Consider the following 25,274-nt stretch of genomic DNA (forward strand, 5'->3'; position numbering starts at 1 on the left):
GATGGCGGTGCTCGCACCCGAGATCCGATCTGCCGCCCCGCGTTGGCTCGTTCGCCACGAGACGTTGCTGGCGGGGATTCTCGCCGTCGCGCTGGCGATCCTCTGCGTATTCAACGAGAACTTCCTGACGGTCGACAATCTCCTGAACCAGGGCCGCCTGATGACCGAGGTCGGCCTGCTCGCGCTGCCGATGACGTTCATCATCATCACCGGCGGCATCGACCTGTCGGTCGGGTCGATTGTCGGACTCTGTGCGATCATCCTTGGCTATTCGTGGAAGAACCTGGGCTTTCCGTTGCCGCTGGCCATCGTCTTCGCCATCGGCGTCGGAGGTGTGGCCGGGTTCGTCAACGGATTGATGATCACCCGCGTTCGGGTGCCGCCGCTGATCATGACCATCGCAACTCTTGCGCTCTATCGGGGACTGGCCGAAGGCATCAGTCAGGCCCGCTCGGTTCGCAACTATCCCGAATGGTTCTTCTTCACGGGGCAGGGCGAATGGCTGGGCGTTCCGGTGCAGCTCTGGATTCTATTGGCCGGGATCGTTGCCGCCGGCATCGTCCTGGACCGCACCACCTTCGGCCGCACGCTCTATGCCATCGGCAACAACGAGACCGCTGCCCGGTTTTCCGGACTGCCGGTCGATCGGGTGAAGCTCATTGTCTACACGCTGTCCGGCTTGGCTGCGGGGGTATCGGCCTGGGTGCTGGTGTCGCGCGTGACCACGACGCGCTCGGACATGGGAACCGGCTACGAGCTCGACGTCATCGCCGCGGTGGTTCTTGGCGGCACCAGCATTTTCGGCGGGGTTGGGACGATCTGGGGAACCGTCATCGGCCTGGTCATGATCCAGCTGTTGAAGAACGGGCTGGCGCTGACCGGGGTCAAGGGTGACGCCACCATCATCGTCATCGGTGCGGTCCTGATCGCATCCACGCTGATCGCAAGCTCTCTCCATGGACGCCGCGAGGTCGCGAGCTGATGGGGTGATAGGCCGCAACCAAGCGGTATGTAGGGGAGGAAGTCATCATGAAGACGACCATCAAACATCGTAGGATGAAGACGGCCGCGCTGCTGATCCTCGGCGCGGCGATGGCGAGCGGCTCCGCTTTTGCGGCGGACAAATGGGATGGAGCCGACGATCTTCCGACCAACCCGCTGTCCTGCGATGCCAGTCCGCCCGCCGCGGCTGCCGCCAAGCCTTATGACGGCGGCAAGGTCACCGGCGCAGCCGACAAGGCCGGCAAGCCGATCACCCTGGTCGACGTGCCCAAGCTGATCGGCATCGGCTACTTCAATGCCACCACCAAGGGCATGCAGGAGGCTGCCAAGGAGATCGGCAACGTCAAGGTGACCACCGACGGACCGACCGAGGCCAAGATCGACGAGCAGATCAAGTTCATCGACAACACCATCACACGTGGGGTCGACGGCGTCCTGTTCGCCGCCAACGATCCGGTTGCGATCGCCCCAGTTCTCAAGAAGGCGTTGTCGAAGGGCATTCACGTGGTCGGCTACGATGCCAATGCGCAGCCCGACGCGCGCGAGTGGTTCGTCAACCAGGCCGAGTTCAACGGCATTGCCAAGGCCATGATCGACGCGATGGCCAAGGAAGCTGGCGAGGATAAGGGATTTGCCATCGTCACCAGCACCTTCACCACGCCCAATCAGGCGCGATGGATCGCTGAAATGTCAGTCTACGCCGCCAAATGCCATCCCAAGCTGAAGTGGTTGGAGACGGTGGAGGCCCAGGAGGACAACGTGCTGTCGTTCAACCAGGCCACCACGCTGATCAACAAACATGGTGACAGGCTGGCGGGCCTGTTCGGCATGACCTCGGTCGCGACGCCTGCTTCGGCCGAGGCCGTCACCAAGGCGGGTCTGTGCGGCAAGGTCGCCGTCGTCGGCCTGGCCACGCCGAATGCAATGAAGCCCTACGTCAACGCAGGCTGCGTCAAGTCGGTCGTGCTGTGGAATCCGGTCGATCTCGGCTACGCTGCGACCTATGTGATGCGTGCCGTCGTCGACGGCAAGCTCAAGCCCGGCGCAACCTCGGTCGAGGCCGGCAAGCTCGGCAAGCTCAACGTCATCAATGGCAGCGAAATCCTGTTGGGATCGCCGTTCATCTTCACCAAGGACAACATCAAGGACTTCGATTTCTGATCGCACCCCGCGCCGGTCTCTCGTAACGGGAGGCCGGCGTGGCCATGCGTTTGCAGCAGATACGGGGGCGGGCAGCATGAGTGGCGTCACCGCGGTCCTCGACATCGGCAAGACCAACGTGAAGGCGGCGACCTTCAGCTCTGATGGCGCGCTCGTGTGGGAGCGCGCCATGTCCAACCGCGTGGTGCCCGGACCGCCCTATGCGCATGCGGATGTCGAGCAGATCTGGAGGTTTCTGCTGGGCGCGCTGGCCGATGCCAACGAAGTCAGCCCGATCGCGGCCATCGTTCCGACCACTCATGGCTGCGCGGCGGCGTTGATCGACGAGGACGGCCTGGTGCTGCCGGTGATGGACTACGAATTTGCCGGGGTGGAGGAGATCGAACCGCTTTACGCGCCCCTGCGGCCGCCATTCTCGCAAACGTTCTCGCCGGCTTTGCCCGCCGGGCAGAACATCGCCCGGCAACTGGCCTGGCAGCGGCGGCACTTTGCGGAGCCGTTCGCGCGGGCAAAATATCTTCTCGCCTATCCGCAATATTGGGCGTGGCGGTTGTCGGGTGTCGCGGCGGCCGAGGTGACGTCGATCGGCGCACATTCCGACCTGTGGGAGCCGTTGCACGGCCGGTTTTCCAGCGTGGTCTCGGCCCTCGATCTGAGTCGATTGATGCCGCCGCTGCATCCGGCCTATCGGCGTCTCGCGCCGATCAAGCCCGACATCGCCGCCGCGACGGGACTGGCCGATGACACCGACGTGCTTTGCGGTGTGCATGACTCGAACGCCTCGCTGCTGCCGCATCTGGGTTCGCGCCGGCAACCGTTCACGCTGCTGTCGACCGGCACCTGGGTGATCCTGATGGCACCCGGCCTGAACCCGGACAATCTCGATCCAGCCGATGACATGCTGGTCAATGTCGACGTCGAGGGACGTTCTGTCCCCACCGGACGTTTCATGGGCGGGCGTGAATATGCTGCACTCGCCGGCGCGCAGGGCAATCCGGATCCGGCTTCGCTGGCGCGCGTGATCGCGTCGGGCGCAATGGCGCTGCCGAGCTTTGCCGGGCAGGGCGGAGGTGGCCCGTTCGCGCGCTATAGCGGTGAAATTCTCGGCGACGTCGCGTCCGTCGACCGGGCGGCTTTGGCGACGCTTTATGTTGCCCTGATGAGCGACGTGATGCTGACGCGCCTCGGCGTTGTCAGCGGCGACATCATCGTTGAAGGCAGTTTCGCCGCCGACCCCTGCTACGGAATGCTAATCGCCGCGTTGCGCCCGACCCAGCCGGTTTTTGTGAGCACCGATGCTGCGGGGACCGCGCGAGGCGCGGCTATGCTCGCGACGTGGCGGACTCCGTGTCAAGCGCCGCCATTGACCGCCGTGCAACCGCGAGCGGTCGAAGGTCTGCATGCCTATCGACAGGCATGGGCCCGAGCCTTGTCCGATCGTGAGCAGCCGTAAGCCTGCTCGACGCGATCATCATGCGCTTGCTGTCGGGTATCAGAGATCTTGAGCGAGACGACCTCGTTGGCGCGCAGGCCAGCGCCGTGGCCGGATACGCCGGCCGGCATCCAGTGCGCCGCATCGCCGACTACCGGCTGCGCGCGGTGCCGTGCCGAGCAACTCGCCGTCTTGTGGGCACCAACCAACAGTCTGCTTTGGTTGGCAGCTACTCACTATCGGTGTGGCTCCGGTTTTCAACGCCGACGTCAATTGCGGTGGGTCACCGTCGGAGCCCGATGCCCTCGGCGCTGACCGACCAAAGCCGGACGTCGGCTTCTCGACCGAGCGGCCATGAGCCAAGGGCAATGAACGTCTGCTGTCGGCGGCGCGGCAACGGAGAACAATATAGTGGCGGAAGGGGTGGGATTCGAACCCACGGTACCCTTGCGGGCACGCCGGTTTTCAAGACCGGTGCCTTAAACCACTCGGCCACCCTTCCATCCGGCATTGCTCCGGAAACAGCGGCAATGCCACGCCATCGCTGCGCGGCATCGTCGCCACAACTGTTTAGGGTGCTAGCTTGCGGCTCGTCAACGGCGCTGCACGCGGGCGCCGGGCTTATTCGTCACGAATCAATCTGTTTGAACCCAGAGCCCCGCCGACATCGCGTGTCGACAAGGGACCACCTTATCGGGAGTTGGCCCCAGCGGGCCGTCCCGGCCTCATCTCACCCGAAAGCCAGTGCAATCAGGCCCGAGCACAGAACTGCCGTGCTCACCGCTGCCAGGGCGAGGAATCCGCCCGAAAGCATGTCTTGATGTTGCATCGACCATCTCCTGCGCTTCGTCGCCTGTCCGAACCCGTTCGGTCGTTCGAAAACAGCCTGCTCGCAAAAGTGGAGCTTCAAGTCGTCTTGCCTGAACAAGTCTTGCTTGAAGCAAACCAGGCTCGGCTGGCGAGCCTGCCGAATCTCAGGCTCGCGAGCGAACACCCTCGAACGCATGAGCAAGGAAGATCCCGGCGCCAACCAAGCCCATCACTGCCGTCATTGCTTCGATCATAGCGAACACACCCTGTTGCGCCCCGCGAGAAGGAAACGACGTGCAACCCCGCACAGTCAAAATGATTCATGTCCCGGAAAATGAGAACCCGTGTAAGTGAGGATTTCGCGCAACATATGTGTCCAAAAGGGTGCACTCGAAACATCAGAACGGACGATTCATGCTCGCATCGAGAGATTCTCCTACCGGCGGACAACCGACAGACGGTACTGGAAAGCTCCGGTTAACCACGGCGCCGCCCACCCCATTTCCGCCGTGTTCGGGTTGCGTTATTCTTGTGCGTTGAGTTGCGGGGATGCGACTCGGGGATAGGCCGGGACAGCTCGAAGCGTGATCGTACGGCTCGGGCGGTCACCGGCACAGTGGTACTTGGGGGCGATGGGGATTCGTCAAACAGATCCGGTCGAGAGAGCGGTGCGCAGCGCCGTTGCCGTCCTCGCCTGCCTGATGGTCGCCAATTGCGCCTCGTCGAACAAGTTCGCCAGCAAGGTCGATCCGAAATACGGCGTGTCGTCCAGTCCGCGCGTCGTGGGTTTCGGCGAGCCGGTGCCGAAGGGCGGCGGCGTGTACCGCATCGGCAAGCCCTATACCGTCGCCGGCAAGGTCTACGTCCCGGAAGAGGATACGAACTATCGCGCCGAGGGCATGGCGTCCTGGTATGGCGACGATTTCCACGGCCGCCTGACGGCCAATGGCGAGGTCTTCGACATGGCGTCGCTGACGGCCGCGCATCCGACCCTGCCGCTGCCGAGCTACGCCCGCGTCACCAATCTCGCCAACGGCAAATCGCTCATCGTCCGCATCAATGATCGTGGCCCTTACCACGGCAACCGGCTGATCGACGTCTCCAACAAGGCCGCAGATCTGCTCGAGTTCAAGGGCAGTGGCATTGCCAAGGTGCGTGTCGAATATGTCGGCCGGGCCCCGCTGGAGGGCTCCGACGACGTCCAACTGATGGCTACGCTGCGGACCGGCATCCCGGCCCCGGCACCGTCCCTGGTGCGCGTCGCCTCGGCCAAGCCGTTCGTGCCCGAGGTCGGCACCGGCCGGCCGATTCGCGGCGACATCCCGCTGCCGGAAGGCCGCCCCTATACGCTCGGCAACACCTCGGCCGACATGGCCTCGATCACTGCGACGTCGGAAATGTCGGCCTCTAGTAGGACGAGGGGGCGCAGCCTCGATAATGCGCGCGCCGTGTCCTATGACCAGGACGGCCGCTATGTCTCGCAGGGCAGGGCAGAGGCCTCCGACGGCGCCGACGAAGCCCGCGACATAATGAGCGGCCGCGGCCTGTACTGATCCCGCCACCGAAGACGACGGGCTCGCGTGAACCGCCCCATTCCGGGGCGGTTTTGATTCGCGGGATCAGCAAGGCCTACTGGGCCGTGAACGGCACACGCGCTCTTGCCGAGTAGGTCCAGACGTGGGTGGTGCCGCCAAGGCCGCCGAACTCGGCGCCGAGCCCAAGGCTGGCCCCGCCCGGCGTCCGGATGCCTAGCCCTCCGGTGGCGCGCGCCGACCAGCCCTGCAACAGCGGGGTCGAGGCCAGACCGATGCCGGCGAGCGTCGCGGCATCCTCCTTGTTGAAATAGTAGTCGCCATACAGACCGACGAACGGCGTCAGCACGATGCCGCTGTCGAGCCATGCCACGGGGTAGGCGGCCTTGAGGCCGCCGGAAGCGCGGCCGCTGGCGAAGTCATGGGTGCCCTGCTGGGTGCCCAGCGAGTCGATATAGGCATTCTCGTGCTCCCACAGGGCATAGACCTTGGCCGAGGGCTCGAGCAGGAAACCATAGGTTTGGTAGATGCCGGTCAGCCCGGTTGCCAGCATCCAGCGCTGGCCATTGAAATTGCCCTGCGCGGTTCCGGCGGTGCCGTTATAGCCGATGCCGGAATAGGCCACCGCCGCATCGTAGCGAAGCGTTGGCGAGATCTTCCAGCCGAGATAGGCGCCCACCGTCCAGCCGTCTCCCTTGAGCTTTCCGTTGATGTCCTGCTCGGTGTAGCTGAAGGTCTCATACCCCCCGAGCGCGCCGATCAGGAAATTCGGTGCAGCCTTGTAGGTCAGCCCCATCAGCGCGTTGAGCTGCTGGCCGTAGAGCGAGGACTGGCTGGCCTGGGTGACGCCGGCGGTGGTCGTGGTGCCCCAACGGTCAATGCCCGTGCCGCGCACATCGGCCCACAGCAGCCACTGCTTGTCCTCATGCCATCTGGGCACGGCCTTCTTCGGCACCTGCTGGTCGATCGCCGCGAAAGCATTATCGATCCGCGACCGGCCTCGACCGGATCTGCCATCCGTGAGGGCGCCGCCGCCGCGATCAGAGCCATAGGCGCTGCTGCCCAAATTGGCCGCGCCGGGGAGGGCCGCAGCGTCGTCCTGGTCACGCGGGTCAGCAGAGAAGTTGAAGCGCATGCGGCCGTTGCCGGGTGTCAGGAAGGCACCGCCATCGTTGAAGCCATCGGCGATGGCATCGTCGATCGACCCGGAAATGGCCTGTCCCGAATTCTGTGCCACCATTTTGGTGACGTTGAGCTGCAGGGCGCGCAGCCTGACGCTGTCGAGCGGCACGTTCACGGTCTGCGCCAGGCCGGGTGAGGTGCTGGCCGCGAAGCTGGGGCTGCCGCCATAACTTGCGATGATGGTGTGGCTGCCGACCGCCAGCGCCGATGTCGTGAAGGCCGCAACGCCGCCGCTCAATGCGGCCGTCCCGATCGGCGTGCCGTTGTCGCTGAACGTGACCGTGCCCGCCGGCGTGCCACCCGATCCGGTGACCGTTGCCGTGAACGTCACGGGTTGACCGGCCTGGCTCGGGTTCTGCGACGAGGCGAGCGCCGTCTGCGTCGCGGCCGACAAATACGTGAACCGGTCCGCAGCCGAGCTGGCTGAGGTTTGTCCGATGTTGGTGACGGTGACATCGACCGTACCGCTGCCGGCAGGCGAAATTGCCGTGATGGAGGTCGCGGAATTGACGGTGTAGCTCGCCGCATTGACGGCGCCGAACTTCACGCCTGCCGCACCCGTGGTCCCGGCGAATCCGGTGCCGGTGATGGTCACCGTGGTGCCGCCCGCCGCGGCTCCCGATGTCGGCGAGATCGAGGTCACGGTTGGCGCGCCGATATAGGTGAACTGGTCGGCTACCGAGGTCGCCGAGGTGCCGCCCGCGGTGGTGACCCTGACGTCGACGGTGCCGGTGCCGGCCGGGGATGTGGCGGTGATCGACGTCGCCGAGTTGACCGTGAAGCCGGTCGCGGCGGTGGCGCCGAAGCTGACCGCGGTCGCCCCCGTGAAACCGGAGCCGGTGATGGTAACCGATGTGCCGCCGATCCCAGGTCCGGAGGTCGGTGCGATCGAGGCTACGGTCGGTGCTGTCGTATAGGTGAATTGATCCGCCGCCGAGGTCGCCGAGGTGCCGCCTGCGGTCGTGACGCGGACGTCCACCGTGCCGGCTCCGGCCGGCGCGGTTGCGGTGATCGCGGTGGCGGAATTGACCGTGAATCCGGTGGCCGGCGTGGCGCCGAAATTGACCGCGGTTGCGCCGGTGAAGCCGGTGCCCGTAATGGTCACGGAGGTGCCTCCCGCCAACGGCCCGGCGGTCGGCGCGATCGAGGTCACCGTCGGCACCGGCGAGTAGGTGAACTGGTCGGCCGCGGACGTCGCCGAGGTGCCGCCCGCGGTGGTCACTCGGACGTCCACCGTGCCGGTCCCAGCCGGCGCGGTCGCGGTGATCGAGGTGGCGGAATTGACCGTGAAGCCGGTCGCGGGTGTCGCGCCGAAATTGACCGCGGTCGCGCCGGTGAAGCCGGTACCGGTGATGGTGACCGAGGTGCCGCCTGCGACAGGCCCAGATGTCGGCGAAATCGACGTCACGGTCGGCGGGCCGATATAGGTGAACTGATCGGCGGCCGAGGTGGCGGATGTGCCGCCCACGGTCGTGACCCGGACGTCGACTGTACCTGTGCCAGCCGGCGACGTCGCGGTGATCGAGGTGGCCGAGTTGACCGTGAAGCCGGTCGCCGGCGTGGCGCCGAAATTCACCGCCGTCGCGCCGGTGAAGCCGGTGCCGGTGATGGTCACTGAGGTGCCGCCGGCCGCCGGGCCCGAGGTCGGCGAGATCGAAGTTACCGTCGGTGCTGCAACATAGGTGAATTGATCCGCCGCCGAGGTGGCCGACGTGCCGCCGGCGGTGGTGACGCGGACGTCCACCGTGCCGGTGCCGGCCGGCGATGTCGCGGTGATCGACGTGGCCGAGTTGACCGTGAAGCCGGTCGCCGGCGTGGCGCCGAAATTCACTGCTGTCGCACCGGTGAAACCGGTGCCGGTGATCGTCACCGAAGTGCCGCCGGCAGCTGGCCCCGATGTCGGCGAGATCGAGGTCACCGTCGGTGCCGCGACATAGGTGAATTGATCAGCAGCACTGGTTGCCGAGGTGCCGCCGGCGGTTGTGACGCGGACGTCCACCGTGCCGGTCCCGGCTGGAGAGGTCGCGGTGATCGAGGTCGCCGAGTTGACCGTGAAGCCGGTCGCAGGCGTGGCGCCGAAATTGACAGCCGTTGCCCCGGTGAAGCCGGTGCCGGTGACGGTCACCGTCGTGCCGCCGGCCGTCGGACCTGCCGTTGGCGAGATCGAGGTCACGGTCGGTACGGCGATATAGGTGAATTGATCAGCGGCCGAGGTCGCCGAGGTGCCGCCTGCGGTCGTGACCCGGACGTCCACCGTGCCGGTCCCGGCGGGAGAGGTCGCGGTGATCGAGGTCGCCGAATTGACCGTGAAGCCGGTGGCAGGCGTGGCGCCGAAATTCACTGCGGTCGCACCGGTGAAGCCGGTGCCGGTCACGGTCACCGTCGTGCCGCCGGCCGCGAGACCCGATGTCGGCGAGATCGAGGTGACCGTCGGTGCCGCGATGTAGGTGAACTGGTCGGCCGCCGAGGTCGCCGAAGTGCCGCCTGCGGTCGTGACCCGGACGTCGACGGTGCCGGTGCCGGCGGGAGATGTCGCGGTGATCGAGGTGGCCGAGTTGACCGTGAAGCCGGTCGCAGGCGTGGCGCCGAAATTGACTGCGGTTGCGCCGCTGAAGCCGGTGCCGGTGATCGTCACCGAGGTGCCGCCGGCCGCCGGCCCCGATGTCGGCGAGATCGAGGTCACCGTCGGTGCCGCGACATAGGTGAATTGATCAGCAGCACTGGTTGCCGAAGTCCCGCCGGCGGTCGTGACGGTCACGTCGACAGTGCCGGTCCCGGCGGGCGACGTTGCCGTGATCGAGGTGGCCGAGTTGACCGTAAAGCCGGTCGCCGGCGTCGCGCCGAAATTGACCACGGTGGCGCCGGTGAAGCCGGTACCGGTGATGGTCACCGTCGTGCCGCCGGCCGTCGGACCTGCTGTCGGCGAGATCGAGGTCACGGTCGGTACCGCGGCATAGGTGAATTGATCCGACGCCGAAGTGGTCGAGGTGCCGCCGGCAGTGGTCACCCGGACGTCGACGGTCCCGGTGCCAGCCGGCGCGGTCGCGGTGATCGAGGTGGCGGAATTGACCGTGAAGCCGGTCGCAGGCGTGGCGCCGAAATTGACCGCTGTGGCGCCGGTGAAACTTGTGCCGGTGATGGTCACCGTCGTACCGCCGGCGACTGGACCCGCTGTCGGCGAGATCGAAGTGACGGTCGGCGCGGGAATGTAGGTGAACTGGTCGGCAGCCGAGGTCGCCGATGTGCCGCCGGCGGTCGTGACGCGGACGTCGACGGTGCCGGTCCCCGCGGGCGAGGTCGCGGTGATCGAGGTGGCCGAATTGACCGTGAAGCCGGTGGCCGGCGTGGCGCCGAAATTGACCGCGGTCGCTCCGCTAAAGCCGGTGCCGGTGATCGTCACCGAAGTGCCGCCAGCACCAGGACCCGTGGTCGGCGAGATCGATGTCACGGTCGGTGCGGCCACATAGGTGAATTGATCGGCAGCACTGGTTGCCGAGGTCCCGCCGGGGGTCGTGACGGTCACGTCGACAGTGCCGGTCCCGGCCGGCGACGTTGCCGTGATCGAGGTGGCCGAGTTGACAGTAAAACCGGTCGCAGGTGTCGCGCCGAAATTGACCGCGGTGGCGCCGGTGAAGCCGGTCCCGGTGATCGATACTGACGTGCCTCCGGTTGTCGGTCCCGCCGTCGGCGAGATCGAGGTCACCGTCGGTATGAGAAGATAGGTGAAATGGTCCGCCGCCGAGGTTGCCGATGTCGCGCCGCCACTGGTCACCGTGACGTCGACGGTGCCGGTCCCGGCGGGCGATGTCGCGGTGATCGAGGTGGCCGAGTTGACCGTAAAGCCGGTCGCAGCCGTGGCGCCGAATTTGACCGCGGTGGCGCCGGTGAAGCCGGTGCCGGTGATCGTCACCGTGGTGTTGCCGGTCGTGGGGCCCGATGTCGGCGAGACCGCCGTCACCGTCGGCGACGGCAGGGTGACGGTGATGGTGAAGGTCGTGTCCGTCGTCGATGGCGCGGAACAATTGCCGGAGAATGAGCAGTTGTGCGCATACCAGAGCGTGATGGTGTCGGTGCCCGATCCCGAGACCGTATTCAATGTGATGTCGTATTCTGGGAAAGTGAGATTGCCGGAATCCTGCACCGGCGCAATGGTGTAGGTGGCTTTGCTACTCGAATAGTTCAGATTGGTATTGGTCCCAGCACCGGTCACTGGATAAGTGACATTGGCGTCAGCGTTTGGGTTCGCTCCATTCGACGTGCCGTAGAGGCCCCACACGACGTGGTCGTCGGTCACGCAGAGACCAACCGTGTTGCCGCCACCGGTTCCGTTGATGGTAATCGCGGCGGCGCTGGTCGATCCGGTTGTGACAGTGCAGGCTGCATTCGCAGCGGCCATGGAGCCGACCAGCAGCGCAGCAGCGACACAGACCAGTCGCATCGCTTGCCATGCGGCCGCGCGCAACACCGTGACACAGCTCTGTCCGGTCCGAATCGTGAAATTCACTACGCCCCCTCGCGGCCCGTCCTCGAACTGGGCGAGGCCGCTACAAAGTCATTGATCAAAAATTCGACTGTTATTGCGTGTATTAGGTCGTTTGCGTGCATTAGGCCGTGACTGGGCGCTGCGAGCAAGCATGCAGACGATTGTTCCCGGCAAAACCCAGTCAGTGCCAGCGCTTTTTCGACCATCAGTTGCAGCTCGGCAACAGAGCAGTGTGTAGTGGAACGGCCTAGGCGCGCCCTCCCGCACTGGCGTGTTGCGTTGCAGCCGACTCAGCGGCGCCCGCTGCGCGAGCGCGACACTGCCAGAAGTTGTTGCTCTCGATGACTGCGCGTGCGGGCTTGACTGTTCCGGTTCCGCCCACTAACAATCTTTGCGAGCATATGCATCGTGACGCACCGCGTTTCTAACCCACCGCGCGTCAATATTCCGCGCATCAATGAAGAGGCGATCCATCGCCTGCAGGAAGAGGGGGGAGCATGCCGTTAGAGCCCATCTTGGGGCAGATCATGCCTTTTGCCGGCACGACGGTGCCGAGAGGGTGGGCGCCGTGCAACGGCGCCCTCATGGCAATCCAGACCAATCAGGCGCTGTTTTCATTGCTCGGGACCTACTACGGCGGTGATGGCATTAGGACGTTCGCGCTACCCGACTTACGCGGCCGCGCGATTCTCGGGTCAACCGGCGGCGGCGGTGACTTTCCTGCCGGCATGACCAGCGGCACGGTTTCAGTGATCTTGAACACGCAACAGCTTCCCAGCCACAATCACATGATTCAGGCATCAACAACGCAGGGATCGGGAAGGGGAGCTGCTCCGGCCAATAATCTGTTCGGCACCAACACAGTTCCGCCAGCCGGTCCAAAGTCTATTTTCCTGACCGCAGGCAGCGGAGAAGTACCGCTCGCGCCGGGCACGAATATTGTCGATGAAGGTGGCAATCAAGCTCACAACAACATGCAGCCTTACCTTGTCGTCAACTACATGATTGCGATCAACGGCATCTTTCCGTCCCGCAACTGAGATTTCGACCGCGAAGCGTTCAGCTCCAGTAACCCGCTTCCACGATTGAGCTTCTCCCGAACTGCGCTTCGTGAGAGGCGAGACGTTCCTGATGCTGATTTGCAATTGATGATTGAAAGGGACTTCGGCGATGTCAGACCCCTTTATCGGCGAAATCCGGCTGTTCGGGTTCTCACGGGTGCCGGACGGCTGGCTGGCCTGCAGCGGACAAAGCCTGCCGATCTCACAATACGACACGCTTTATGCCGTCATCGGCACCACCTATGGCGGCGATGGCGTGCAGACCTTCAATGCGCCGGACTTGCGCGGCCGGGTGCCGATCGGCCAGGGCCAGGGGCCGGGGCTGCCGCAGTACGTGCTCGGCCAAATCGCGGGCGAGGACGGGCACGTTCTGATCGAGAACGAGATGCCCACGCACAGCCATGCGCTGATGTCGTCGACCGCCACCGCCGCAACGCCGACGCCGGGGGCGACGGTGCACTTGGCGACGGCCTCAGCCGGAAATCTCTACGCGCCGGTGGCGGACGCTGCGCCGTATGAGACGATGGCAGCCTGCGTCGCGCTTGCAGGCAACAATTTGCCGCACAACAACATCATGCCGACGGTCGTGGGCAACTACTGCATCTGCTTCAGCGGCATCTTTCCGTCATCGGGCTGATCACGCCTGCCGCCACCTCACGTCGGTAGATTTCGCGCTTCAGTGGATTTGAGGAGAGACCACGTGTCAGACCCGTATATCGGCGAAATCCAGGCCTTTCCGTTCCCCTTTGCGGCCCAGGGCTTCAACCAGGGTTGGCTGCCGTGCTTCGGCCAGCTGCTGCCGATCCAGCAATTCACACCACTGTTCGCGCTGATCGGTACCGCCTTCGGCGGCAACGGGACCACCAATTTTCAACTGCCCAACCTGAGCGGCTGCGTCACCAACAGTCAAGGCGACGGTCCGGGTCTCGAGCCGCGCGTGATCGGCGAATCGATCGGGAGCAGCACGGTCGGCCTGGTCACCAGTGAGATGGCAATGCACACCCACGGTTTACAGTTGGGAAACAAGACAGCGGCGAATGCGGCGCCTGGTCCCGGCACGGCCGCGAACATGGTTGCCATCGATCCCATCTTCAATGGTTTCGTGCCGCTGCCGAGCACGACCACGCTTGCACCGAACGCCGTGACGTTGACCGGGCAGGGGCTGCCCCATGACAACACGCAGCCGACCCAGGCGCTGATCTGGTGCATCGCCTATGCCGGGATCTTCCCGTCGTTCAACAACTCCTGACCCGGCTGGCGCGATCGCCGTGATCACGATCGCAGTCGAAATTGGACCGCGAGACACGCGATTGCGGCTGCGGCTTGCCGAGCCCGGCGACGAGCCGTTTCTGCGTGATCTGTTCAGGACGGTCAAAGGCGTGCAACTCGCCGCCGGCGGCCTTCCGCCCGCCATGCTCGATCTCGTTCTGGCGCAGCAGTATGGCGCGCAAGTCGCCGGCTATGCCGCGCAGTTTCCCGCGGCGCGATCGCTCATCGTCCTGGAGCAGGGCATCCCGATCGGCCGCCTGCTGCTCGACTGCGGGACGCAGCAGTGGCACGTGGTTGATGTGGCGCTGCTGCCGTCCGCGCGCAACATGGGCGTCGGACATGCGGTCATGGAAGCCGTCGCGACTGCGGCGCGTGAGCAGAACGTTGCGGTGCTGACGCTCGCGGTGGCGACGACGAATGAGGGCGCCAGACGATTCTATCGCCGGCTCGGCTTTACCGAGATGGAGAGCGATGCCACTGCGTCGCATCTGAGGATGCAGCTGCCGCTCGGCGATTGAGAGGGCTGTCACGCCGTCCGCGGAGCCGCCTCGCGCAGAAATGCGATCAGCGCCGCGTTCACCTCGGCCGCGCGTTCCTGCTGGATCCAGTGCCCCGCGCCGTCGATGATGAGCTTGCGCCTGAGATCGGGCAGCACGCGCTCCATCTCCTGAACGCGCTTGGCGCCGATCAGCCCGGTCACGACCGCATCCTCGCTGCCTGCGATGAACAGCGCGGGCTGCCGGATCTGGGCATCCTGCCACGGTGCGGTGAGTCCCCAGTTGCGATCGATGTTGCGGTACCAGTTCAGGCCGCCGCGGAAGCCGGAGGCGCGATATGCTGCGATGAACTCCGCGAGATCGGCCTCGCTGAGCCACGATGGTAAGGGAAGGTCGGAGTTCGCAGCGCCGAGGAAGCCCTTGCCCGGTGCGACGAACAGCGACTGCGGATCGGAGAAGCCGCGTGCCAGCACCGTACGCATCGTCAGCGCCACGTCGCGCTCGAGCTCCGCCTCGGCCACCCCCGGCGCCTGAAAATACTGCCAGTAGAAATTGTCGATGCCGCCGGCGCTGAGCGTGTCGAGCGGGCGGCCGCGGCCGCGGAACGGCGGAGGGACGCTCAAACCGGCGACGGCCGTGAACATGTCGGGCCGGAACAGCGCGGCGTGCCAGGCCACCGGTGCGCCCCAGTCGTGACCGATGATCACCGCTTGGCGCTCGCCGAGTGCTCCGACCAGCGCCACCATGTCGCCCACGATGTCGAAGATCGTATAGGCGGAGATGTCCGCAGGGGCCTCGGACCGCCCGAATCCGCGCATGTCGGGCGCCGCGACGCGATAGCCCGCCGCGGCCAGCGCCGGGATCTGGTGCCGCCACGAATAGGACAGTTCCGGCCAGCCGTGACAGAGCAGAATCAACGGCCCGTCGCCCTCCTCTTGCACGAAGAGATTGATCCCATTGGCCTTGATGGTCCGCGTCGAGGACATCGTTTCCATCCCTGTTTTTCTGATTTTATGTGCCCTGTCCCGATCCTGTATCGCACCGTGCACAGGGCCTGCGCAAATCCCCGGGATGGGGGCGCGTCCGCAGACTTGCCGAGTTGTTTGCGCATTGCCCAGCTGGTAGAACCACTGCGCGCTCCAGGGCTTGGCCGATGGGTTTCATGACTTTACCGTTCCGCGGTTCCGGTTTCTTGTCCGGACGGACGACGCGCGCGCTCGTCGCCCTGGTGGCGGTGGCTGCGGTCGGCTGGAGCGGCATGCTCTACGCCGCCAACCAGAGCGTGCAGGGTGCGCGCAAGGACGACGCCGGCTTCGACGGCGACGCGCCCACGGCAATCCTGATCGAGGCCAACAGCGGCAGCGTGCTGTTCGAGAAGAACGCGGACGAGCTGCGCGCACCCTCCAGCATGATGAAGCTGATGACGGCAGAGGTCGTCTTCAACGCCGTCAAGCAGGGCACGATCAAGCTCAACGACGAATATCGGATCAGCGAGAATGCCTGGCGCAAGGGCGGGGCGCCGGCCGGCGGCTCGACGATGTTCGCCGCGCTGAACAGCAAGGTGTCGGTCAGCGATCTCCTGTATGGCGCCATCATCCAGAGCGGCAACGACGCCTGCATTGCGCTCGCCGAGGGCATGGCGGGCAACGAGAAGATCTTCGCGGCCGATTTCATGACCAAGCGGGCGCGCGAGCTCGGCCTCGCCAAATCGACCTTCGCCAATTCCAATGGTCTGCCCGATCCCGGCAACAAGATGACCGTCCGCGAGCTGTCGATGCTCGCCCGCCACATCATCCTGGATTTTCCGGAGTTCTATAAGATCTTCGGCGAGAAGGAGTTCACCTGGAACAAGATCCGGCAGCAGAACCGCAACCCGCTGCTGAACGCGATGGAGGGCGCCGACGGTCTGAAGACCGGGTTCACCAAGGAGGGCGGCTACGGCATGGTCGGCTCCGCCGTACAGAACGGCACGCGGTTGATCGTGGTCGTCAACGGCCTGGAGGATTCCGAGGATCGTGCCACCGAAGCCAAGAAGATGCTGGAATGGGGCTTCCGCAATTTCGAGACGCGCACCCTGTTCGCTGCGGACCAACCGATCGGCTACGCCAAGGTGTTCGGCGGCGAGAGCCGCTCGGTCAAGCTGTCGAGCCCCGTGCCGGTCAAGGTCATGGTGCAGAAGAACGGCGGCGACAAGTTGATCGCGCGCATCGTCTACAGCGGTCCGATCAAGGCGCCGATCGAGTCGGGGCAGAAGGTCGGGGTTGTCAGAGTCTGGCGCGGCCCCAATATCGCCATGGAGGCACCCGTCTATGCTGCGGAAGCGGTGGACAGGGGGTCGACGATGCGGCGCGCGATCGATGGGGCCAGCGAGCTCGTGATCGGGATGTTCCGCGCCGGCGCCGAGAAGCTCTAGAGACATGGCGGAAGCTGCCTTGAAACGCGGTCCTGGCCGCGGCCGATTTGTCACCTTCGAGGGCGGCGAAGGCGCCGGAAAATCCACGCAAATCAAGATGTTGGCGGACCGTCTGGAGAAAGAGGGCGTGCGCGTCGTGCTGACCCGCGAGCCCGGCGGATCGCCCGGCGCCGAGATCATGCGCCACCTCGTCCTCTCCGGCATGGGCAAGCTGCTCGGCCCGGAGGCCGAGACGCTGCTGTTCGCAGCCGCCCGCGACGACCATGTGCGCGGGGTGATTCTCCCGGCGCTCAATCAGGGCAGCTGGGTTCTGTGTGACCGCTTCTTCGATTCGACCCGGGCCTACCAGGGCAGCCTCGGCAAGGTCGCCCCCGACGTGCTCAACGCGATGCAGCGGGTCACGATCGGCGACCTCAAGCCGGACCTCACCGTCATCCTCGACGTCCCGGTCGATGTCGGAATGCAGCGGGCCGCGGCACGCCGCGGCAGCGGCGCGCCGGATCGCTTCGAGAGCGAGGACGCCAAGTTTCACCAAGGGCTCCGCAACGCCTTCCACCGCATCGCGGCCGACGAGCCCAAGCGCTGCGTGCTGATCGACGCGGAGGGAAGCGCCGATTCGGTCTCGCACGTCGTCTGGGACGCTGTCCGCGAGCGTCTCTTCACGGCGGTGGCGGCGGCATCATGAGCGCGCGCAAGGTCGAGCCGGAGATCGCGGTCCGCCACCCGCGCGAGACCACCGCTCTGTTCGGGCACCGCGAGGCCGAGGCCGCGCTGCTGGCGGCCTATCGCAGCGGACGGATGGCGCATGCCTGGCTGATCGGCGGCCCCCAGGGCATCGGCAAGGCCACGCTCGCCTACCGGATGGCGCGTTTCGTGCTGACGCACCGCGATCCGGCCGCAGCGGCGGTGCGCGCGGCCGATTCGCTGTTCGTGCCTCCGGACGACCATGTCGCGCGCCTGATCGCGTCGGAAGCTCATGGCGGGCTGCTGACGCTGGAGCGCTCGGCCAACGACAAGGGCGTGCTGCGTACCGTGATCACGGTCGATGAGACGCGCGAGACCATCTCGTTCTTCGGCTCGACCGCGGCGGTCGAGGGCTGGCGCGTCTGCATCGTCGACACCGTGGACGAGCTCAATCCCAATGCCGCCAACGCGCTGCTGAAGATCCTCGAGGAGCCGCCGCAACAATCGCTGTTTTTGCTTGTGAGCCACGCACCGGCGCGGGTGCTCGCCACCATCAAATCGCGCTGCCGCCGGCTGGCGCTGCGGGCGCTCTCGACCGACGACGTCATCAGGGCTGCGGCCGAGGCCACCGGCATGGATGCGGCCGATCCGGCGCTGCGGGAGGCGGCCAAGGCCTCCGAGGGCAGCGTCGCGCGCACCTTGATGCTCCTGGGCGGCGACGGGCTGCAGCTGCAGACCCGGACCGCCGCGCTGCTCGCGACCCTGCCGCGAATCGATCCGAGCGAGCTGCATGCCCTGGGCGACGCGCTCGGCACCAGCGATCGCGTCGCGCTGGCGAGCTTCCTCGACAGCATCGAGCGCTGGGTGGCGGAGCGGCTCCGAGCTGGCGACGCCAATGCGGAACTGCCGCGCCTTGCACGGCTGGCGGAGGTATGGGAAAAGATCGTCCGCGCCGCGCGCGACACCGAATCCTATAATCTGGAACGAAAACCGCTGGTTTTCTCGGTGTTCGGGATGCTCGCCGAAGCCACGCGCTGACCGCGCCGACCATCATCCCGAGATCGTCAGGATTAATCCGTCGACCGACGTCGTCAAAGAGGAATTTGCCGTGGCCAAGGCCAGCAAGACTAACGTGAAGAAGGGCAAGCCCGCGGGCGCCGCGAAGAAGAAGGCTGCCGCCAGGTCGCCCGTGAAGGCCAAGGCGAGCACCAAGGCAAAGGACAAGGCGAAGGACAAGGACGCCAAAGACAAGGCGAGTAAGAAGGCCAAGGCCGCCAAAGCCAAAACCGCGCCGGCCAAAGCCAAGAGCAAAGCCCCGAAGACCAAGGCGACCAAAGGTGCGGCCAAGAAGGCCGTGAAGGCTCCTGCCAAGAAGGTCGCGGCAAAGCCTGCTGCACCTGCAGCCAAGAAGGCGGCCGCCAAGCCGGCAGCTGCGAACAAACCGGCGGCAACAGCGAAGAAGCCCGCCGCAACGAAACCGCGGGCTGCGCCGAAGACGGCTGCGCCCGCCGTTGCGGACGCGCCGAAGCCGCCGCGTGCCGCGAAGCCCAAGGCGCCGCGCAAGCCGAAGGTCGAGGCTACTGTGGTTCTTGACGTCGAGGTTCTTGACGTCGAGGTTGCCGAGATCGAGGTTCCCGAAGTCGCGGAAGCTGCAACTCCCGTCACGGCCGCGCCGGTCGACAAGAACACGTTCTACGTCACGACCGCGATCGCCTATCCCAACGGCATTCCGCATATCGGCCACGCCTATGAGGCGATCGCGACCGACGCGATCGCGCGCTTCGCGCGGCTCGACGGCAAGGACGTGTTCTTCCTGACCGGCACCGACGAGCACGGCCTGAAGATGGTGCAGACCGCGCAGAACGAGGGTCTGACGCCATCAGACCTCGCCACCCGCAATGCCGGCCGCTTCCGCGACATGGACGAGCGGCTGAACATCTCGTTCGACCGCTTCATCCGCACCACCGAACCCGCGCATCATCGCTCGGTCCAGGCGATCTGGAACCGCATGCGCGAGAACGGCGACATCTATGCCGACAGTTATGCCGGCTGGTACTCGGTGCGAGACGAGGCCTATTACGCCGAGGACGAGACGGTCGTCGGCGAGGACAATGTCCGCCGCGGCCCACAGGGCACACCGGTCGAATGGGTCGAGGAGAAGAGCTATTTCTTCCGGCTCTCGGCCTATCAGGACAGGCTGCTGTCGCTGTACGAGAGCCAGCCCGACTTCATCGGACCGGATGCGCGGCGCAACGAGATCATCAGCTTCGTCAGGGGCGGGCTGAAGGACCTCTCGATCTCGCGCACCACCTTCGACTGGGGCGTGCGGGTACCGCATGACGACGAGCACGTGATGTATGTTTGGGTCGACGCGCTCACCAACTACATCACTGGCGTCGGCTTCCCCGACGAGGGCGATGCCAACTGGAAGTACTGGCCGGCCGACGTCCACGTCATCGGCAAGGACATCATCCGCTTCCATGCGGTGTTCTGGCCGGCCTTCCTGATGTCGGCGGGCGTGCCCGTGCCGAAGCGGGTCTACGCCCATGGCTTCCTGTTCAACCGGGGCGAGAAGATGTCGAAATCGGTCGGCAACGTCGTCGACCCGTTCAATCTCGCCGACCAGTATGGCGTCGACCAGGTGCGCTATTTCTTCCTGCGCGAGGTGCCGTTCGGCCAGGACGGCAACTACAATCACGAGGCCATCGTGGCCCGCATCAATGCCGATCTCGCCAACGACCTCGGCAATCTCGCGCAGCGATCGCTGTCGATGATCACGAAGCAACTCGGCGGCGTGCTGCCTGAGCCCGGCGAATTCTCGGCCAACGACAAGGCGATCCTGGCGGAGGCCGACGCGATGATCGGTGCCGCGCGCAAGGCCATGGCGACTCAGCAGATCCACCAATGGCTCAACGCCGTGTGGTCGGTCGTGGCCGAGGCCAACCGCTACTTCGCGGGCGAGGCGCCGTGGGCGCTGGCCAAGACCGATCCGCCGCGGCAACGCACGGTGCTCTACGTCACCGCCGAGGTGATCCGGCAGGTCGCGATCCTGACCCAGCCGGTGATGCCCGCGGCCTCCGCGAAGCTGCTCGACAGCCTCGGCATTCCCGACGACCAGCGGACGTTCGCGCGGCTCGGCGGCGATGTCAGGATCGCGGCCGGCACGCAGCTGCCCGCGCCGCAGGCGGTGTTCCCGCGCTACATCGAGCCGACGGCGGCGTGATGCTGGTCGACAGCCATTGCCATCTGGATTTTCCGGATTTCGCCGAGGATCTGGATGGCATCGTCGCGCGTGCTGCCGCCGCAGGCGTCGGCCGGTTGGTGACGATCTCGACGCGGGTGCGGCGGTTGCCTGAGCTGCTCGCCATCGCCGAGCGCTTCGACAACGTCTACTGCTCGGTCGGCACCCATCCGCACAATGCGGACGAGGAGGATGGCATCCCGGCCGAGGAGCTGATCGCGCTGACCAAGCATCCGAAGGTGGTCGCGCTCGGCGAGGCCGGGCTCGACAATTTCTACGACCACGGCTCCAAGGACGCGCAGGAGCGCGGCTTCCGCGCGCATATCGCGGCCGCCCGCGCCACGGGCCTGCCGCTGGTGATCCACACCCGCGAGGCCGACGAGCAATGCAGCCGCATCCTCGAGGAGGAGATGGCGCGTGGACCTTTCCAGGCCGTGCTACATTGCTACACTGGCGGACGCGAGCTGGCGATGAAGGCGGTCGATCTTGGACTGCACATCTCGTTCACGGGCATCGTGACCTTCAAGAAGTCGGACACCTTGCGCGCATTGGCCGCCGAGGTGCCGGCCGATCGCATCATGGTCGAGACCGATGCGCCGTATCTCGCGCCCGGCAAGTTTCGCGGCAAGCGCAACGAGCCCGCTTACGTGGTCGAGACCGCGAAGGTGCTGGCGGAGACGCGCGGCGTCTCGTTCGAAGAGTTTTCGCGCCAGACCACCGAGACCTTCTTCAGGCTGTTCGCCAAGGTGCCGCGGCCACAGGAGGCTGCATGACGTTGACGCTCACGATCCTCGGCTGCGGTTCATCGGCGGGCGTGCCGCGCCCGGCGCTCGGGTGGGGTGCCTGCGATCCCAAGAATCCCAGGAACCGGAGGCGGCGCTGCTCGCTGCTGGCCGAGCGCCGCGGCGCCCATGGTGTCACGCGCGTCGTGATCGACACCTCGCCCGATCTGCGCGAGCAGCTGATCGACGCCGAGGTCGACCACATCGACGCGGTGTTCCTGACGCATGAGCATGCCGACCAGACCCATGGCATCGACGATCTGCGCTCAGTGGTGATGCATCAGCGGCGGCGCATTCCGGTCTACCTGAACCAGTCGACCGCGAAGGACATCATGCACCGGTTCTCGTATTGCTTTATCTCGCCACCGGGCAGCGACTATCCGCCGATCCTGACCCAGCATGCGATCGAGGCCGGCGAGACCCAGGCGGTGGAGGGCAAGGGCGGCGAGCTGAAACTGTCCGCCTTCCTGGTTCAGCACGGCAACATCCCGGCGCTCGGCTATCGCATCGGCAACGCCGCCTATACGCCGGATCTCAACGACATTCCGGAGGAGAGCTGGCCCGCGCTCGCGGACCTCGATCTCTGGATCGTCGACGGTCTGCGCTACACCCAGCACTCGAGCCATTTCTCGGTCAATGACGCGCTCGCCTGGATCGAGCGCTTCAAGCCGAAGCGCGCCGTCATCACCAATATGACCGCCGATCTCGACTACGAGGTGCTGCGCCAGAGCTTGCCCGACGGCGTGGTGCCGGCTTACGATGGCATGCAGTTGGAGATCGGGTAGGAACGTCGTATCGTAGATGCGTAGGGTGGGCAAAGGCGCGACCCTGCTCTTTCGCCGCGCAAGATCGCGATGGCGCCGTGCCCACCATCTTGCTGAGGAGTCCGCCGCTTCGACGGTGGGCACGCTGCCGCCTACGACGGCTGCTTTGCCCACCCTACGCAGCAACGTAGATCCGCGTTAAACTAACAAGGAGCGGCCTTGCGATGATGTCGCTGTTCTTCGAGGTCGAGGTCAAGCCGGGCCGGCTCGACCAATATCTGCAGCTGGCGGCGGCGCTGCGGCCCGAGCTCGATGCGCTCGGCGGCTGCCTGTTCCTGGATCGCTACAGGAGCCTGTCGCGCGACAACCTCATCCTGTCCTACCAGATCTGGCAGGACGAGGGTGCCATGACCGCCTGGCGTGTCCATGCCCATCATCACGACATCCAGACGCTCGGCCGCGACAAGGTGTTCTCGGACTATCGTTTGCGCGTCGCCGAGTTGATCCATGAGGTCAGGCCGGGGCAGGCGGCGTGGCAGCCGGAGTGGCGCAGCACCTATAATGATCCCAAGCGGCGCGCGCCGAGCTACGTGCTGGCCGTCGAGACGGCCGGGCCGCAGTTGAGCGGCGTGAAGGAGCTGCCGGTCGCCAGCTTTTCCAGCGTCTACCGGGAAGGGCGCTTCGCGCATCTGGTCGAACTGCCGGATGAGCCGACCGGCCTCGCGCTGAGCACGCGATTGCACGGCGAGCCAGGCGCCGACAACATCCGCGTCGTCGAAGTCACGCGCGACTACGGCATGTACGACCGCCGCGAGGCGCCGCAATACTATCCGGAGAAGAGCAGGAGCGACGCATCGGACTGATCCTGTCGGCGCGCGACAGTCTAAAGGCCTGCCCCACCGCGGTGCTCATGAATGCGCTCTCGCCCCTTGCGGGAGAGGGCATCACAGCTGCCAACTACAAACTCACCCGGGTGAGCGGCTGGTGCCACGCATTCAGGTCCGAGCCCGTGGCAACCCCTCACCCGACTTCGATGCTTCGCATCGAAGCCACCCTCTCCCGCAAGGGGAGAGGGGGCACCGAGCTTGCCGATCGAATGGGCTAAGTTATGTAGGACGGCGCTTCGGAGCGTCACCCGTCGCGGCGGTTGCTCGAATGACGGCGGGTGAGACGTTTGATAGTTGATAATCTTCGTCATTGCGAGCGCAGCGAAGCAATCCAGAGTCCTTGCTCGGTCCTGGATTGCCTCGCTGCGCTCGCAATGACGGCCTGGCTGATATCGCGCCTCTTACTTACGCCGAGATCGCCTTGGCCGAGTCGACCTGACTGCGCAGCAGGAATTTCTGGATCTTGCCCGTGGACGTCTTCGGGATCGGGCCGAACACCACGGCCTTGGGCGTCTTGAAGCCGGACATGTGGCTACGGCAATAGGCGATGATCTCAGCCTCGGTCGCTTCCGCGCCCTCCTTCAGCTCGACGAAGGCGCAGGGCACCTCGCCCCATTTCGGATCGGGCTTGGCGACCACGGCGGCAAACAGCACGGCGGGATGCTTGTAGAGAATGTCCTCGACCTCGACCGACGAGATGTTCTCGCCGCCGGAGATGATGATGTCCTTGGAGCGGTCCTTGATGATGACATAGCCATGCTCGTCGAGGACGCCGAGATCGCCGGTGTGAAACCAGCCGCCGGCAAAAGCCTCCTGCGTGGCCTTCTCGTTCTTGAGGTAGCCCTTCATGACGATGTTGCCTCGGAACATGACCTCACCGATGGTCTCGCCATCGTGCGGCACTTCCTTCATCGTCTCCGGATCGAGCACGGTGACGGCTTCCTGCAAGGGATAGGGCACGCCCTGGCGCCGCTTCAATCGCGCGCGCTCGGCCGGCGGCAGATCATCCCAGCCGGGCTGCTCGGCGCAGACGGAGGCGGGGCCATAGACCTCGGTCAGGCCATAGACATGCGTCAGCTTGATGCCGATGCTCTCGGCGCCTTCCAGCACGGCGACCGGTGGTGCCGCGCCCGCGATCAGGCCGACGACGGGCTTCTCACGCTTGCCCTTTGGCGCATCCGGCGCGTTGATCAGCACGTTGTAGACGATCGGCGCGCCGCACATGTGGGTGACGCCTTGCGTCCTGATCAGCTCGAAGATCTTGGTCGGCTCGACCTTGCGCAGGCAGACATTGACGCCGGCGGCGGCCGCCATGGTCCAGGGGAAGCACCAGCCGTTGCAGTGGAACATCGGCAGCGTCCACAGATAGACCGGATGCTGGCCGAGTCCGCCCGCAAGGATGTTGCTGACGGCGTTGAGATAGGCGCCGCGATGATGGGTGACGACGCCCTTCGGATTGCCGGTCGTCCCCGACGTGTAGCTCATCGCGATCGCGTCCCACTCGTCCTTGGGGCGGCGCGGCTCGAAGGTGGGATCGCCAGACGCGACGGCGGCTTCGTACTCGATCTCGCCGATACGGCTGCCGCCGGCATAGGACGCATCGTCGACGTCGATCACGAACGGCTTCGTCCCGGTCATCAGCTTGAGCGCCTCGCTGATCACGCCCGAGAATTCGGGATCGACCAGGATGATCTTGGCCTGGCCGTGATCGAGCTGGAACGCGATCGACGGCGGATCGAGCCTGATGTTGAGCGTGTTGAGCACGGCGCCGGCCATCGGCACCGCGAAATGGACCTCGTTCATCGCCGGGATGTTCGGCAGCATCGCCGCCACCGTGTCGCCCTCGCCGATGCCGCGGCCTGCGAGATAGGACGCGAAGCGGCGGCAGCGCTCATAGGTCTGGCGCCAGGTGAAGCTGCGGCCCTCATAGACCGTGCTGGCATGGTCGGGATAGACGGCCGCGCTGCGCGCCAGGAAGCTGAGCGGGGTCAGAGGCACGTAGTTGGCCGGCGTCTTGTCCAGGCCGAGCTGATACTGGTTCGTGCTCATCGCTGTCCTCCCTCGTTATCTGAAG

General features: G+C 65.5%; 18 protein-coding genes and 1 tRNA gene. 15 read left to right on the top strand and 4 right to left on the bottom strand.

Annotation, left to right across the window (positions count from 1 at the left end; all coding sequences use genetic code 11):
- Nucleotide 1: 1 nt before the first annotated feature.
- The 3 genes from LQG66_RS05250 to LQG66_RS05260 all read left to right on the top strand — a co-directional run bounded on the left by LQG66_RS05250 (nt 2) and on the right by LQG66_RS05260 (nt 3,616).
- Complete coding sequence (locus tag LQG66_RS05250; protein WP_231324127.1) at nt 2–982, top strand: ABC transporter permease; 981 nt, start codon at nt 2–4, stop codon at nt 980–982.
- Nucleotides 983–1,056: 74 nt separating this feature from the next.
- Nucleotides 1,057–2,163 carry an autoinducer 2 ABC transporter substrate-binding protein gene (locus LQG66_RS05255; RefSeq protein ID WP_425601327.1) on the top strand — a complete coding sequence of 369 codons (1,107 nt, stop codon included), beginning with the start codon at nt 1,057–1,059 and terminating at the stop codon, nt 2,161–2,163.
- 76 nt (nt 2,164–2,239) lie between these two features.
- Nucleotides 2,240–3,616 (top strand): FGGY-family carbohydrate kinase, encoded by a 1,377-nt coding sequence (locus tag LQG66_RS05260; RefSeq protein WP_256460632.1) that lies wholly within the window; start codon nt 2,240–2,242, stop codon nt 3,614–3,616.
- A 391-nt stretch (nt 3,617–4,007) separates the two neighbouring features.
- On the opposite strand, the gene LQG66_RS05265 is transcribed toward LQG66_RS05260, so the two are convergent.
- Nucleotides 4,008–4,097, bottom strand: a tRNA-Ser gene (locus LQG66_RS05265).
- A gap of 940 nt (nt 4,098–5,037) precedes the next feature.
- Here LQG66_RS05265 and LQG66_RS05270 point away from each other — a divergent pair.
- A complete protein-coding gene (locus LQG66_RS05270; RefSeq protein WP_231324177.1) occupies nt 5,038–5,958 on the top strand; it encodes a septal ring lytic transglycosylase RlpA family protein in 921 nt (306 codons plus the stop codon).
- A 76-nt stretch (nt 5,959–6,034) separates the two neighbouring features.
- Here LQG66_RS05270 and LQG66_RS05275 read toward each other — a convergent pair whose 3' ends face one another.
- The gene (locus LQG66_RS05275; protein ID WP_425601328.1) at nt 6,035–11,557 is read right to left on the bottom strand and encodes an IPT/TIG domain-containing protein; all 5,523 of its coding nucleotides are present in this window, start codon (nt 11,555–11,557) and stop codon (nt 6,035–6,037) included.
- Nucleotides 11,558–12,099: 542 nt separating this feature from the next.
- Here LQG66_RS05275 and LQG66_RS05280 point away from each other — a divergent pair.
- The 4 genes from LQG66_RS05280 to LQG66_RS05295 all read left to right on the top strand — a co-directional run bounded on the left by LQG66_RS05280 (nt 12,100) and on the right by LQG66_RS05295 (nt 14,450).
- Nucleotides 12,100–12,642, top strand: coding sequence for a phage tail protein (locus tag LQG66_RS05280; RefSeq protein ID WP_231324181.1), 543 nt, complete (start codon nt 12,100–12,102; stop codon nt 12,640–12,642).
- 130 nt (nt 12,643–12,772) lie between these two features.
- Nucleotides 12,773–13,300 carry a phage tail protein gene (locus LQG66_RS05285; RefSeq protein ID WP_231324183.1) on the top strand — a complete coding sequence of 176 codons (528 nt, stop codon included), beginning with the start codon at nt 12,773–12,775 and terminating at the stop codon, nt 13,298–13,300.
- A gap of 63 nt (nt 13,301–13,363) precedes the next feature.
- Nucleotides 13,364–13,912 carry a phage tail protein gene (locus LQG66_RS05290; protein WP_231324185.1) on the top strand — a complete coding sequence of 183 codons (549 nt, stop codon included), beginning with the start codon at nt 13,364–13,366 and terminating at the stop codon, nt 13,910–13,912.
- Between the two features lie 61 nt (nt 13,913–13,973).
- Entirely contained in the window at nt 13,974–14,450 is a 477-nt protein-coding gene (locus tag LQG66_RS05295) for a GNAT family N-acetyltransferase (protein ID WP_231324187.1), read from the top strand.
- Nucleotides 14,451–14,458: 8 nt separating this feature from the next.
- On the opposite strand, the gene LQG66_RS05300 is transcribed toward LQG66_RS05295, so the two are convergent.
- Nucleotides 14,459–15,415 carry an alpha/beta fold hydrolase gene (locus LQG66_RS05300; protein ID WP_231324189.1) on the bottom strand — a complete coding sequence of 319 codons (957 nt, stop codon included), beginning with the start codon at nt 15,413–15,415 and terminating at the stop codon, nt 14,459–14,461.
- Nucleotides 15,416–15,582: 167 nt separating this feature from the next.
- Between LQG66_RS05300 and LQG66_RS05305 the strand changes: the two genes are divergently transcribed.
- The 7 genes from LQG66_RS05305 (at nt 15,583) to LQG66_RS05335 (ending at nt 23,176) form a co-directional block, all read left to right on the top strand.
- Nucleotides 15,583–16,842: a D-alanyl-D-alanine carboxypeptidase family protein gene (locus LQG66_RS05305; protein WP_231324191.1), complete on the top strand. Its 1,260-nt coding sequence runs from the start codon at nt 15,583–15,585 to the stop codon at nt 16,840–16,842.
- 4 nt (nt 16,843–16,846) lie between these two features.
- Nucleotides 16,847–17,527 (top strand): dTMP kinase, encoded by a 681-nt coding sequence (gene tmk / locus LQG66_RS05310; protein ID WP_231324194.1) that lies wholly within the window; start codon nt 16,847–16,849, stop codon nt 17,525–17,527.
- Nucleotides 17,524–18,564 carry a DNA polymerase III subunit delta' gene (locus LQG66_RS05315; protein WP_231324196.1) on the top strand — a complete coding sequence of 347 codons (1,041 nt, stop codon included), beginning with the start codon at nt 17,524–17,526 and terminating at the stop codon, nt 18,562–18,564. The genes tmk and LQG66_RS05315 overlap by 4 nt, the downstream gene beginning before the upstream one ends.
- Before the next feature lie 70 nt (nt 18,565–18,634).
- Entirely contained in the window at nt 18,635–20,749 is a 2,115-nt protein-coding gene (gene metG / locus LQG66_RS05320) for a methionine--tRNA ligase (protein ID WP_231324198.1), read from the top strand.
- A complete protein-coding gene (locus LQG66_RS05325; RefSeq protein WP_231324200.1) occupies nt 20,749–21,540 on the top strand; it encodes a TatD family hydrolase in 792 nt (263 codons plus the stop codon). The genes metG and LQG66_RS05325 overlap by 1 nt, the downstream gene beginning before the upstream one ends.
- The gene (locus LQG66_RS05330) at nt 21,537–22,334 is read left to right on the top strand and encodes an MBL fold metallo-hydrolase (RefSeq protein ID WP_231324202.1); all 798 of its coding nucleotides are present in this window, start codon (nt 21,537–21,539) and stop codon (nt 22,332–22,334) included. The genes LQG66_RS05325 and LQG66_RS05330 overlap by 4 nt, the downstream gene beginning before the upstream one ends.
- Before the next feature lie 203 nt (nt 22,335–22,537).
- On the top strand, nt 22,538–23,176 hold the full coding sequence (locus LQG66_RS05335) for an antibiotic biosynthesis monooxygenase family protein (protein ID WP_231324204.1): 639 nt from the start codon (nt 22,538–22,540) through the stop codon (nt 23,174–23,176).
- Nucleotides 23,177–23,605: 429 nt separating this feature from the next.
- Here the strand turns inward: LQG66_RS05335 and LQG66_RS05340 are convergent, their stop codons facing one another.
- The gene (locus tag LQG66_RS05340; protein WP_231324206.1) at nt 23,606–25,249 is read right to left on the bottom strand and encodes an acyl-CoA synthetase; all 1,644 of its coding nucleotides are present in this window, start codon (nt 25,247–25,249) and stop codon (nt 23,606–23,608) included.
- Nucleotides 25,250–25,274 lie beyond the last annotated feature (25 nt).

It is taken from the genome of Bradyrhizobium ontarionense, assembly GCF_021088345.1.
In the GTDB taxonomy this organism is placed as follows: domain Bacteria; phylum Pseudomonadota; class Alphaproteobacteria; order Rhizobiales; family Xanthobacteraceae; genus Bradyrhizobium; species Bradyrhizobium ontarionense.